Origin of the sequence: Nonomuraea sp. SBT364 (genome assembly GCF_001083785.1) — a bacterium.
Taxonomy (GTDB): domain Bacteria; phylum Actinomycetota; class Actinomycetes; order Streptosporangiales; family Streptosporangiaceae; genus Nonomuraea.
The window spans coordinates 1-12,418 of record NZ_LAVL01000100.1 but is presented as its reverse complement, the minus strand read 5'-3'; the positions used below and the strand labels follow the sequence as shown (position 1 = coordinate 12,418).

8 protein-coding genes are annotated in these 12,418 nt (G+C 74.2%); 4 read left to right on the top strand and 4 right to left on the bottom strand.

What is annotated here, in order from left to right:
* Positions 1–2: 2 nt before the first annotated feature.
* Genes ADY59_RS32130 through ADY59_RS49100 form a run of 3 tightly spaced genes read right to left on the bottom strand, consistent with a single transcriptional unit; the run spans position 3 to position 3,560 of the window.
* Positions 3–1,433: a carboxylesterase/lipase family protein gene (locus tag ADY59_RS32130; RefSeq protein ID WP_049570086.1), complete on the bottom strand. Its 1,431-nt coding sequence runs from the start codon at positions 1,431–1,433 to the stop codon at positions 3–5.
* Positions 1,434–1,493: 60 nt separating this feature from the next.
* Positions 1,494–2,186: a DUF3152 domain-containing protein gene (locus ADY59_RS32125; protein ID WP_049570143.1), complete on the bottom strand. Its 693-nt coding sequence runs from the start codon at positions 2,184–2,186 to the stop codon at positions 1,494–1,496.
* 39 nt (positions 2,187–2,225) lie between these two features.
* Complete coding sequence (locus tag ADY59_RS49100) at positions 2,226–3,560, bottom strand: NAD(P)/FAD-dependent oxidoreductase (protein WP_082310566.1); 1,335 nt, start codon at positions 3,558–3,560, stop codon at positions 2,226–2,228.
* A 34-nt stretch (positions 3,561–3,594) separates the two neighbouring features.
* Here ADY59_RS49100 and ADY59_RS32110 point away from each other — a divergent pair, with 34 nt between their 5' ends.
* Genes ADY59_RS32110 through ADY59_RS32100 form a run of 3 tightly spaced genes read left to right on the top strand, consistent with a single transcriptional unit; the run spans position 3,595 to position 6,029 of the window.
* A complete protein-coding gene (locus ADY59_RS32110; RefSeq protein ID WP_049570083.1) occupies positions 3,595–4,803 on the top strand; it encodes a Tm-1-like ATP-binding domain-containing protein in 1,209 nt (402 codons plus the stop codon).
* Positions 4,800–5,621, top strand: a complete 822-nt coding sequence (locus ADY59_RS32105) for a phosphoenolpyruvate hydrolase family protein (RefSeq protein WP_049570080.1) — start codon at positions 4,800–4,802, stop codon at positions 5,619–5,621. Before ADY59_RS32110 ends, ADY59_RS32105 begins: the two co-directional genes overlap by 4 nt.
* 30 nt (positions 5,622–5,651) lie before the next feature.
* The gene (locus ADY59_RS32100) at positions 5,652–6,029 is read left to right on the top strand and encodes a cupin domain-containing protein (protein WP_231619001.1); all 378 of its coding nucleotides are present in this window, start codon (positions 5,652–5,654) and stop codon (positions 6,027–6,029) included.
* 27 nt (positions 6,030–6,056) lie between these two features.
* On the opposite strand, the gene ADY59_RS32095 is transcribed toward ADY59_RS32100, so the two are convergent.
* Positions 6,057–6,488, bottom strand: coding sequence for a type II toxin-antitoxin system PemK/MazF family toxin (locus tag ADY59_RS32095; RefSeq protein WP_049570075.1), 432 nt, complete (start codon positions 6,486–6,488; stop codon positions 6,057–6,059).
* A gap of 191 nt (positions 6,489–6,679) precedes the next feature.
* On the opposite strand from ADY59_RS32095, the gene ADY59_RS32090 reads away from it, so the two are divergent.
* Positions 6,680–12,109, top strand: coding sequence for a metallophosphoesterase (locus tag ADY59_RS32090; RefSeq protein WP_049570072.1), 5,430 nt, complete (start codon positions 6,680–6,682; stop codon positions 12,107–12,109).
* The last annotated feature ends 309 nt before the right edge of the window (positions 12,110–12,418 follow it).

Here is a 12,418-nt window from a genome sequence, read left to right as displayed (position 1 = left end):
GATCAGTCGACCACCGTCACCCCCGTCTTCGACCACAGCGCCCGCGAGGCCGCCTCCGGGTCGTCCACGTCCGACGGCTCCACGTCGAACAGATGCGTGGTCGCCGCCGTCGGCTCGTAACGCGGCCAGCCCGGGTCGCCGGTGGCGGCGAACCGCGTCCAGGCCGTGCGGAACTGCTCCGACATCGGCTCCAGGTCCGGCGAGCCGCCCGTCATCATGCCCGCCATCTCACCCCGGGTCGCGCCGAACACCAGCGGCACGTCCAGCCCGTGGCAGGCGCCGAGCATCGGCGTCGGCGCCCACGTCAGCTCATAGACGTACGCCGGTCCGGGATGCGCGTCGGCGAGCAGCGTGCTCGGCATCCTGAACAGCCAGTCCGACATCACCCGCACGTACAGGTCCTCGTCGGAGGCCTCCGGCAGGGCCGACCGGTAGACGGCGTCCGCGCCGTCGGGGGCCAGCGCCTTCAGCACGCCCGCCAGGTTCGGCGGCTCACCCCGCATCGCATGAAAAGTCAGGAACTCGTCGCGGTTGTACCCGGCGATCAGCTCCACGTCCGCGCCCGCCCCGGCGGCCAGCGCGTTCCACGGCGTGTCGGGCAGCACCTCGCCGTCGACCACCGGCGCCACCGGCATGCCCACGTACGCCAGTTGCCCCCACCGCCCGCGCTCCCGCACGAGGTCCTCGCGCGCGAACGCCGCCGACGCCGCCACCAGCGCCTCCGGCGTGGTCTCGTACGGAGAACCGCCGCCCAGCCGGGCCATGACCGCCCCGGTCACCCGCGAGGCCAGCCCGGGGGACAGGAACGGGCCCGGCACGCTCTGCGCGATCGCCCGCCGGAACAGCCCGGCCGCCGACGGCATCACCAGGAGCGCGGCCACCGAACCGGCGCCCGCCGACTCGCCGAAGATCGTGACGTTGCCCGGATCTCCGCCGAACGCCGCGATGTTCTCCCGCACCCAGCGCAGCGCCTCCACCTGGTCCAGGAGCCCCCGGTTGGCCGGCGCGCCGTCGATCTGCCCGAACCCCTCCACACCGACCCGGTAGTTCAGCGTCACCACGACCACCCCGTGCCGGGCCAGCCGCGCGCCGTCGTACTCCGGCCAGTCGGCCGCCCCCATCCAGTACGCGCCCCCGTACAGCCACACCATGACCGGCAGCCCGGAGCCGCCCGCGTCGGGCGTCCACACGTTGACGGTGAGGACGTCCAGCCCGCCGGCCGGATCCCACGGCCGCTGGCCGGGCAGCATCGCCGGCTGCGGGGGCGGCGGCCCGAACCGGGTGGCCTCGAACGTGCCCTCCCACGGGTCCGCCGGCTCCGGCGCCGCGAACCTGAGCGCCCCGAACGGGCTCTTCGCGTACGGGATGCCCTTGAAGACGGCGACGCCGTCGTCCTCCAGTCCGCTGATCTTTCCTGTCGTGATCGTCGGCATGACGTGAGCCCCTCTCGTCGTCGCGTTGCGATCATCAGTCTTCTCCGGGGAGGGCCCGGTCTACCGTCCGGGGTGCGGCCACGGGTTGGGGCGGCAGCGGCCCAGCGACTTCGACTGCTGGACCATCACCGGGGCGAGCCGGCCGGGACCGGGACACGCGCGGTGCCGGTGCCCCAGGGCGTGGCCCACCTCGTGGCTGATCAGGTAGTGGCGGTAGGCGGCCAGGTCGCCGCCGTACTGGGGGACGCCCCGGGCCCAGCGGAGCGCGTTGATGACCGAGCGGGTGCCGTTCCAGCATGACAGGTGACCGCCGGTGCGCAACGGGCGGCAGCGGCGGTCGGTGAGCCGCGGGCTGGACAGCGCGACCCGCAGCCGCACCGGGCCGCGGGCGACGCGCCGGAACCGCGTCCAGCCGCGCCGGTCGTTCAGCGTGCGGTGCACCTGGGCCGCGAACGCGCGGCCGTCGAACGGCAGGCCGCGCTCCACCTCCACCAGATAACGCACCGCTTCGCCGGGACCGCTCCGCGCCGCCTCGCTCCCGCCGACCACCTCGTAGCGCCCGGACGCCGACCGCGGCACCGCGACGGCCTCGCCGGGCGCCGCCGGAGCCCGGCCCTCACGCCTGCCCGGCCGCTCGTCGTCCGCGCCCAGCGCGCCGGGTCTTTCGCCGTGGGCCGCCTGACCGGCGGGCGGGACCGCGGCACCGCACCCCGCCGTCAGCAGCACCAGGCCCACAACCAGGAACGGGCGCATCGCCGTCTCCCCCACTCGCGCACGGTGGGGGAACGACGATCATACGCCCGCGGGCCCGTACGGGGTGATGTCGATGGGCGGCTCCTCGCCCAGTGCCAGCGCGGCGGCGATCCGGCCGGTGAACGGCCCCGCCGTCAGCCCGTACGCGCTCAGGCCGGTCGCCACCACCACCCGGTCGGTGAGGCGGCCGATCAGCGGCGGCCCCGGCGCGTAGACCGGCCGCAGCCCCACCCGCGCCTCCGTCACCGTCGCCCCGAACAGGCCGGGCGCCACCCGCAGCCCCGCCTGGAGCACCTCGTCCAGGCCGCCCATCGTCACCCTCGGCGCGAACCCGACGTCCTCCACCGTCGCGCCCACCACCACCCGCGAGCCGGGGAACCCGACCAGGTACGGCCCGCTGCGCGGCAGCACGATCGGCCACCAGGCGGTGTCGACGCCGTCGAGCGCGGCGTGCAGGATCTGGCCGCGCCTCGGGAACACCGGCAACTCCACCCCGAGCGGCCGGCACACCTCCCCGGCCCACGCCCCGGCGGCCACGATCACCACGTCCGCCTCCAGCACCACCCCGACGTCACCGCCGCCGCCGGTGCCGCCGGCCGTGTTCCCCTGCGCCACCTCCAGGGTGCCTTCCAGGGGAGCGGCGGGCGCCTGCGGGCGGGGGGCACCCTGCCGCCAGGACCCGGCGGCCCCCGAGGCCGGGGTCCCCGGCCCGGCGGTCCCCGGTGCGGCGGCGTCCGGCGCGGTGTCCGGCGCGGTGTCCGGCGCGGCGTCCGGGGCGGTGGTTCCGGGGTGGCGGCCGAGGGGGCGGCCGCGTGAGTCGGCGTCGCGGGTCTCGCGGACGAGCACCTGGCCGGCGGGGGTGAGCATGGCCGTGCCGGGACGCACCTCGGCCCCCCGTGCGACGGCGGCGTGCAGGAGGGCGTCGCGGACGGCGCGGCCGTCGACCCGGGCGGCGCCCGCGACGTGCAGCGCCACCAGGTCCTCGGCGAGCGGCGGGAAGAGGGCCGACGGCGACGGCACGTCGGTGACCTCCCCCATCTCCGGCGCCCCCGCCCGGCGGCGCGCCAGCAGGGCGCGCACCGGCTCCAGGTCGGCGGGCTCCTCCGCCACCAGCAGCGCGCCGACGCGCGCGTAGCCGATGTCCTCGCCCAGCGCCTCCACCAGCGCCGGGTAGTGGCGGGCGCCCTCCCGCGTCAGCCGGTACCAGTCGTCGTCGTCCGGGTGGTCCACCCATGGGCACACGATGCCCGCCCCGGCCTGCGTAGCCTCGCCCTGGTATGCCCCGTCGACGACGGTCACGGACACGCCGCGGCCGCTCAGGTGGTAGGCGGCGGCCGCGCCGACGATGCCGCTCCCGATCACTGCAACACGCATGCCCCAATGATCGCAGCCGGGTTAACGTCGGAGAATGACAGTCGTACTGATCGGCACCCTGGACACCAAGGGGCGGGAATACGGATGGCTGCGTGACAGGCTGATCGAGCTCGGCCGCGAGGTTGTCGTGGTCGACGCGGGCACCGGCGACCCGGGCGTGTCGTACCCGGTCGACGTCCCGAACGACCAGGTGGCGGCCGCGGGTGGCGCCGACCTGGCGTCGCTGCGCGCGGCGGGCGACCGGGGGGCCGCCGTCACCGCCATGGGGGAGGGCGCCGCGGCGGTCCTGGCAGGGCTGCACGCAAAAGGGCGGGTGGCCGCGGTGCTGGCCGTGGGCGGCAGCGGCGGTTCGTCGATCGCCGCGCGGGCGGTCCGCGACCTGCCGGTCGGGCTGCCGAAGGTCATCGTCTCCACCATGGCGTCGGGCGACGTGTCCCCGTACGTCGGCGCGAAGGACGTCACGCTGATGTACAGCGTGGTCGACGTGGCGGGCGTCAACCGGGTCTCGCGGGCGATCCTCGGCAACGCCGCCGCCGCGGTCGCCGGGATGGCGCCGGCCTACCGGGCGCAGCGGCCGGAGGCGTCCGACCGGCCGCTGGTCGGGGCGACGATGTTCGGCGTGACGACGCCGGCCGTCGACGCCGCCCGCGCCCGGCTGGAGGAACTGGGCTACGAGGTGCTGGTCTTCCACGCCACCGGCGCGGGCGGCCGGGCGATGGAAGGGCTGGCAGCCGGCGGGATGCTCGCCGGCGTGCTCGACCTGACCACCACCGAACTGGCCGACGACCTGGTCGGCGGGGTGCTGTCGGCGGGCCCCGACCGGCTCACGGCCGCCGGCCGGCACGGCGTCCCGCAGGTGGTCGCGCCGGGCGCGCTCGACATGGTGAACTTCGGGCCGCGCGACAGCGTGCCCGCCCGGTTCGAGGGCCGCACCCTGTACGCGCACAACCCGGCCGTCACGCTGATGCGCACCACGCGGGAGGAGATGGCCGAGCTGGGCCGCCGGATCGCCGCCAAGCTCGCGGCGGCCACCGGGCCGGCGGACGTGTTCGTCCCGGCCCGGGGGGTGTCCGCGCTGGACGCCGAGGGCATGCCCTTCCACGATCCGCAGGCGGACGAGGCGTGCTTCGACGCGCTGGCCGCCCACCCCTCGACCGTGCGGCTCGACCTGCACATCAACGATCCGGAGTTCGGGCGCGCCATGGCCGGCCGGCTCCACGAACTGATGGGAGGCCACCGGTGAACCGGGGAACGGCACTCGAACGGCTGCGCCGCGGCGTGGCGGACGGCAGGCCGGTCATCGGCGCGGGCGCGGGCACCGGCCTGTCGGCCAAGTGCGCCGAGGCGGGCGGCGCCGACCTGATCATCATCTACAACTCGGGCCGCTACCGGATGGCCGGGCGCGGCTCGCTGGCCGGCCTGCTCCCGTACGGCGACGCCAACCAGATCGTCGTCGAGATGGCGGCGGAGGTCCTGCCGGTGGTGCGCGACACGCCCGTGCTGGCCGGCGTGTGCGGCACCGACCCGTTCCGCGTCATGCCGGTCTTCCTGGACCAGCTCAAGGCAATGGGCTTCGCCGGGGTGCAGAACTTCCCGACCGTCGGCCTGTACGACGGGGTGTTCCGCCAGAACCTGGAGGAGACCGGCATGGGCTTCGACCTGGAGATCGAGATGGTCCGGCTGGCGCACGAGCGTGACCTGCTGACGGCCCCGTACGTGTTCGACGAGGACCAGGCCCGGGCCATGGCCGAGGCGGGCGCCGACGTGCTCGTGCCGCACGTCGGCCTCACCACCAAGGGCAGCATCGGCGCCGGCACCGCGCTCACCCTCGACGAGGCGGTCGCCCGGGTGCAGGCCATGCGTGACGCGGCCGCCGCCGTCCGGCCCGACGTGCTGGTCCTGTGCCACGGCGGGCCCATCGCCGAGCCCGCCGACGCCCAGTACGTCCTGTCGCGGACGAAGGGCGTGGCCGGCTTCTTCGGCGCCTCCTCCGTCGAGCGCCTCCCGACCGAGCGGGCCATCACCGACCAGGTGACCGCCTTCAAGAACCTGGAGCTCTGAATGCTGATAAATCCAGACAAGGTGCCCACGATGACCTTCGGCTGGGGCTCCATCAAATGGTTCGTGACCCCGGCGCTGATCCCCGGATCGGCCAGCACGCTCGGCGAGGTCATCGTCAACCCGGGCCAGGGCCACGCCCGCCACAACCACCCCGACGCCGAGGAGGTCATCTACGTGATCTCCGGTGAGGCCGAGCAGATGGTCGACGACGGTGACCCGTTCGCCATCCGCGAGGGCGACACGGTGCACATCCCGATGGGGGTGTTCCACTCCACGTACAACACCACCTGGCGACCGCTCCGCCTGATCGTCACGTACACGCCTGGTGGCGAGGAGACGGCCCTGGAGGGCGCGCCCGACTACCACCTGCACCCGCCGGGCCGGCACCCGCACTGGCTGCACCCCTGAGCGGGCGGCGGGTGGCGCGCCCGTGAGTCAGCGGCCGGCGGCCCAGCCGTAGGTCTTCATCAGCACGGCCGCCACCCGCGCGAACCGGTCGGCGTCGAGCACCGCGCCCTCGCGCCGGATGTCGTCCTCGTCCAGCGCGAACACCCGGTCCAGCCGCACGTGGGAGACCTTCCCGTCGCGGCCCCACGCGCCGATCTCCAGCCAGCCGGGGCCGTCGTCGCCCCGGCTGGACAGCATCATCGCCAGCAGCCTGCGCCCGCTGCGGCCGACGACCAGCAGCGGGCGGTCCTTGCCGCGCGACGGGTCCTCCTCGTACGGCACCCAGGCCCACACGATCTCACCGGGGTCGGCGAGGCCGTCGAGGTCGGGGGAGTAGAGCAGCGTCGCCGCGCCGCTCACGGAGTGGATCTCGCGCACCGCGCCACGGACGGGCCGGGCGTCCTCGTCTGGATCACGCACGGCCGGATCCTACTCGGGCGGCACCCCCGCCATCCACCGGCCCCTCCGGAAGGGCCGCCAATGCGGGTGGTTGTCATGGTTTCGGCCCTCGTTCACCTTGAGCACATGTGTGTGAGCCGAATCGTTCCACCCGCCGTGGTTTGTGTGGGAGGCACTTTTGTCCCGCTTGACCCACGTGAAACGGCAGAAACATGACGCGCAGCAGCGCACCACGACGACTGGCCTGGCCCGGGGCGATCACCGCGATCGCCCTCGCGGCAGGCGCGCTGGCCCCCGTACCGGCCGCCGCGGCCGCCGAGGACCGCCCGGCCCACCTCGGCAAGACCCTGTACACCGGAGAGTTCCACTCGCACACCTCGGTGAGCGACGGCGTCGAGCTGCCCCCGGACGCCTACGAGCACGTCCACGGCGAGACCGGGGCCGACTTCTTCACGGTGTCCGAGCACGACGTCATGTGGGACATCCGCAACGGCGACGACTTCCTCGGCGACTGGCGGGACGCGGACTCGGCCGAGTGGCGCTACCTGCACGAGAGCGCCCGGAAGTTCAACGCCGGACAGGACAAGCTGGTCGCCGTCCCGTCGATCGAGAACACCTGGTACGACGGCACCGGCCACATCAACGTGTTCGACGCCGACTGGCACGTCACGGCCAGGGCGACCGAGAAGGGCAGCGTCGACGGCTACGGCAACGCGTTCGGCACCGGCGACCTGAAGTACGACTACTTCACCTTCCTGGCCCGCCTCAAGCAGGACCCGGACGCGATCGGCCAGTTCAACCACCCGTCCGCGACGGACAAGGGCAACTTCTTCGGCTTCAAGGGCCTCGACCCGGTCGCCGACGACCGGATGGAGCTCATCGAGGTCAAGTCCACCGGTGCGGTGAACGAGTTCCAGAAGGCGCTGGACGCCGGCTGGCACCTCGCCCCGGTGTGGAACGGCGACGAGCACTCCGCCACCTGGGTGTCGGGCAACCCGTCGATCACCGGCGTGTGGGCCGCGGAGCACTCCCTCAAGGGCCTGTACGCGGCGATGCGGGAGCGCAGCCTCTACTCGACGACCGACGTCAACACGGTTCTCGCGCTCGGCGGCGACGACAAGCCGATGGGCGCGATCCTGCCCGGCGACACCACCACCCTGAACGTGGACCTCCGGCTCGCCGACCCCGACGACGGCGACTCCTTCACCGGGGCCCGCCTGATCACCAACGGCGGCGCCGTCGCCCACGACTTCGGCAAGCTCGGCGGCAACGACCTGACGCTGACCGCCGCCCTGGCCGTCCGCGACGGCGACTTCTTCTACGTCCGCGCCGACCAGGCGGACGGCGACTTCGCGGTCTCCGCCCCGATCTGGATCGGCGAGACCACCCGCGGCGCCAACTACGCCCCGAAGATCACCGTCTCCGGCGTGCCCGCCACGGCGAGGTACGGCGACACGATCAGCCTGCCCCCGGCGACGGCCACCGACGACTCCGGCACCCAGCCGGCGATCAGCGTCGAGGTCTACGACTCCGCGGGCGAGGTCCCCGTCGCCGGCGGCGCCTTCCGGATCCGCTCCTACGACGACGCGTTCGTCGTGGTGAAGGCCACCGACAACCTCGGCAACACCAACGCCGAGCTGCTCCGGATCCAGGTCTCCCAGAGAAGGCCCGACCCGGCGGCCGTCTTCCTCCGAGGCAACGTCACCGTGGGCGAGGAGCCCGGCACCGCCGGCATCGCGGTCACCACCGACCGCGCCGTCAGGAAGGTCTACGCGCAGGTCCTGCCGGAGGGTTCCGGCGACTGGTCCAAGGCACCGGTGCTGACCTCGGTGAACGACCGCCCGTACGAGGTCGACGTGGTCGGCGCCGACGAGCCGGTCTACCAGCACTCCATCACCGGCAGGACGCTGCGCTCCCACGAGTTCCGCCTGACCGGGCTGAAGACCGGCACCACCTACCGCTACCGCCTCAGCGCCGACCGGTCGGCCTGGACGGACGTGCGCGGCCGGTTCCTCGCCGGCGACGCCGAGCCGGTCTACATCCTGGGCGACGTCCAGGTGCCCGGCGGGAACACCGGCGACCTCGCGCTCCCCGGCAAGGTGCTCGACCGGCTGAAGACCGAGCGGCCGGGCGGCGGCACCGTGCTCCAGGTCGGCGACCTCGTCGACCGCGGCGGCCGGGGCGAGCAGTGGGCCGAGGTCCACGAGCACTTCCTGTCCGGCCTCGACCTGCAGTACGCGGGCCTGGTCGGCAACCACGAGACCTACGGGGACCTGGACTACGACGCGGTCGGCGGCAAGCCGGGCGCGATCTTCACGAACACGTTCGCGCTGCCCGGGAACGGCGCGATCGGGGAGAGCAACTACTCCTTCGACCGCGGCGAGATCCACTTCTCCGTGCTGAACTCCAACGCGCGCCTGGACGAGCAGCTGGACTGGCTGGTCGGCGACGTGCGCGCCTCGGACGCCAAGTGGAACGTCGTCGCCGGGCACTTCTCCTACTACGGCGGTCAGCACGCCGACGACGCCGGCATGGACCTCGCCAGGGAGAAGGTCACCCGCCTGCTCGACCGGCTCGGCGTCGACCTGTACGTCGGCGGGCACGACCACGTCTACAAGCGGGCCACGATCTTCGAAGGCCGCCTGGCCCGCACTCCCGAGGAGAACGCCGCGGGCACCACGTTCGTGACCATGGGCTCGTCCGGCCCGAAGTTCTACGACAACCAGCGGTTCTGGTGGGACGACAAGGTCTTCGACGAGAACGTCCAGATGGGCGGCGTCCTGGAGGCGACCGGCTCCGGGCTGAAGCTGTCGACGTACACGATCGACGGCCGGCTGGTCGACGAGGTGACCGTCACCGAGCCGCACGGCTCCTGGAAGGTCTCCGCCGCCGAGATCGACGACCGGGAGCTGGCGGGCATCGGCCTGCTGTCGCACCCGGGCAGCCTGGAGAAGGCCACCGTCATGGCGGCCACGTACGACAACACGCAGCAGCGGCTGATCGACGTGCGCACGGCCGGCGTCACACTCGACCACCTCGGCCGCGAGCAGTACGTCCGCTTCGGCACGCCGCTGCCGGTGGCGCCGAGCTCGACCGTCAAGCTGTACGTGTGGGACTCCGCGGCCTCGGGCAGGCCGTTGCAACCGGTCATGACCGTGCGCGAGGGCCTGGCCGGTGAGGGCACCGCGGAGTCGCCGTACCTCATCGACTCCGCCGACGACCTGGCCAAGGTCGACAACGACCCGGCCGGGCACTACCGGATGACCACCGACCTGGACCTGACGGGCGCCACCCGCGCGCAGCTCGGCCGCGCGACCACGTTCACGGGCGTCTTCGACGGCGACGGCCACACCGTCTCCGGCCTGGCCGCCCTGACCGGCCAGGGGCCCGGCCTGTTCGCCGACAACCACGGCACCATCGAGGACCTCGTGGTGCGGGGTGACGTCACCACCGACCGCACCCCCGCCGGCCTGGTCGCCGACCAGAACCACGGCACCATCCAGCGGGTGCGCGCCGGCGGGACGCTGACCGCGCACAGCTACGCCGGCGCCATCACCGGCCACCACTTCGGCACCGTGCGCGACAGCGTCTCCACGGCCGACGTGCGCGTCACCACCCAGTACGCGGGCGGGGTCGTCGGAGTCTCCACCGGCGGGTCCGTCACCGAGAACGTGCTGGCCACGGGCGTGGTCTCCGCCCAGAACGCGTCCGCGGGCGGCGTGGCCGCCTACGGCTACACCGACACCCGGGTGAGCCACTCCGTGGCCCTGAACGCGAACATCACCGCGTCGAGCTACGCGCACGCCATCGTGGGCCGCGTCTACGCCGGGCAGACCGCCACGCTGGAGGACAACCACGTCAGCCGGGCCGTGCCGATCAGCGGGCAGACGCTGACCGACCCGCCGGCGGCCGGCAACCAGAAGGGCAACGTGGTCACCCCGTCGGAGATCCAGCGGCAGGGCTTCTACGAGGCGCGCGGCTGGGACTTCGCGACCGTCTGGCAGTGGGACGACGCCGCCGGGCGGCCGACCCTGCGCGTGGCGCCCGAGACGCTCGAACCGGCCCCGGCGCCCCGGCTGCCGACGGACCCGCGCGGCTTCCACCTCGTCGACAGCGTCGAGGACCTGACCGTGATGGGTGAGCACCCGTCCTACGACTACGCGCTCGCCGCGGACCTCGACCTGACCGGCAAGCCGTTCACCGGCCTGCCGCGGCCGTTCACCGGCGAGTTCGACGGCGGCGGGCACACCGTCAAGGGCCTGACCTCCCCGCTGTTCACCCAGGTCTCCGGGCACGTGCACGATCTCGCCCTGGTGGACGCCGTGGTGACCACCACCGCCGCCCGCGCCGGCATCCTGGCCGCCACCAGCACCGGCACCATCGAGCGGGTGCGGGTCTCCGGTTCGGTGACCGCGGGCTCACGCGCGGGCGGCCTCGTCGGCGACTCGCAGGGCGTCGTCCGTGACGCCTACTCCACGGCTGACGTGCACGTACGCGCCACCGAGGCCGGCGGCGTGATCGGCGTGGCCCTGGCCGGGTCCACCACGGAACGGGTCTTCGCCACCGGCTCCGTCCGCGCGGACTCCCGCAACGACGGCGGCGTGGCCGGGTACGCCTACACAGGCACGGTCATCCGCGACTCGATCGCACTCAACCCGGCCGTCTCGGCGCCGTCCTGGGCACACCGCTTCCTGGGGCGCGTGGGTGCGGGGCACGTCGCCACGCTGGAGAACAACTGGGCGGCCGAGACCGTCCGGGCCACCACCCAGGCCGACACCGCGACGGGCCCGGCCACCCTCAACGCCGCCACCACCACCCGGGACGAGGCCGCCACGCCCGCCTTCTGGTCCGGCGAACTCGGCTTCGACCTCGCCGCGGCCTGGCAGTGGGACGCCGGCCTCGGCCACCCGGTCCTCCGCGCCCCCGCCGCCCCCGAGACTCCCGCCGCTCCCGCCGCTTCCGAGGCTCCCGCTGCCCCCGGGGCTCCGGCTGCCCCCGGGGCCCCGCAGGACACATCGGCGGCTCCGGCGGCTCTTCGGGTGGACGACAGCGGGATCCGCCACTCGGCGACCGTGGCCGACGGGGCCGTCACCGTGGCCGTGTCCGCCGGGGCCGGGGCGGCGGGGTCACAGCTGTCGTTCCTCGTGCTGGAGGCCGGCGCGTCGCCGTCGGCTCCCGGCGAGGACGACATCGCCTACCTCGCCGAGATCCGGCTCGACGAGCAGGGCAACGGCACACTGACCATGCGCCTCGCCCGGCCGGCCGGGACGACCCTGGCGCTCAACACCTCAGGTGAGACCGAGCGCTACACCGCTCCGCTCCTCCCGCCGCAGCCCGGGACCCCGGGGATGACGCTGGCCGACGACACCGTGACAGCCACCGTCAAACCGGGCAACGCTCCTGCCCGGGCGACGCTCACCCTGGTCTGCGCCGGTGAGGAGAAGTGCCGCGAGCAGGTCACCGTCACCCACGACGGCGACCGGGTCGACGGCAAGCAGGTCACGCTCCAGCCCGGCCGGACCCGGGACCTGAAGCTCAACCTCCGCGGGGAGGCCCGGACGGCACTCCTCGCCGGAAAGCCGATCACCCTGCACGTCCGGATCGGCACGGCACCACCGGTGGAGGTCACCGTCACGCCGTGACCCCAGGAGCCTGTGGCGCCCGCGTCCCTCGGTCGCGGGCGCCACAGGCGTACGCCAAACACCGCCGGCGCATCGGCCACGTCGGCCACGCGACTACGGCGGCCGTGGCGGCCACGGCGGTCATGGGGGCCGTGGCGTCATGGCGGTCATGGCGGCCGTGGGGGTTATGGGGTGAGGAGGCGGCGGGGGGGGGGGGGGGGGGGGGGGGGGGGGGGGGGGGGGGGGGGGGGGGGGGGGGGGGGGGGGGGGGGGGGGGGGGGGGGGGGGGGGGGGGGGGGGGGGGGGGGGGGGGGGGGGGGGGGGGGGGGG

Coding starts and splice junctions, on each gene's coding strand:
- ADY59_RS32130 (WP_049570086.1), bottom strand. CDS start 1,433: ATGCCGACGATCACGACAGGAAAGATCAGCGGACTGGAGGACGACGGC.
- ADY59_RS32125 (WP_049570143.1), bottom strand. CDS start 2,186: ATGCGCCCGTTCCTGGTTGTGGGCCTGGTGCTGCTGACGGCGGGGTGC.
- ADY59_RS49100 (WP_082310566.1), bottom strand. CDS start 3,560: ATGCGTGTTGCAGTGATCGGGAGCGGCATCGTCGGCGCGGCCGCCGCC.
- ADY59_RS32110 (WP_049570083.1), top strand. CDS start 3,595: ATGACAGTCGTACTGATCGGCACCCTGGACACCAAGGGGCGGGAATAC.
- ADY59_RS32100 (WP_231619001.1), top strand. CDS start 5,652: ATGACCTTCGGCTGGGGCTCCATCAAATGGTTCGTGACCCCGGCGCTG.
- ADY59_RS32090 (WP_049570072.1), top strand. CDS start 6,680: ATGACGCGCAGCAGCGCACCACGACGACTGGCCTGGCCCGGGGCGATC.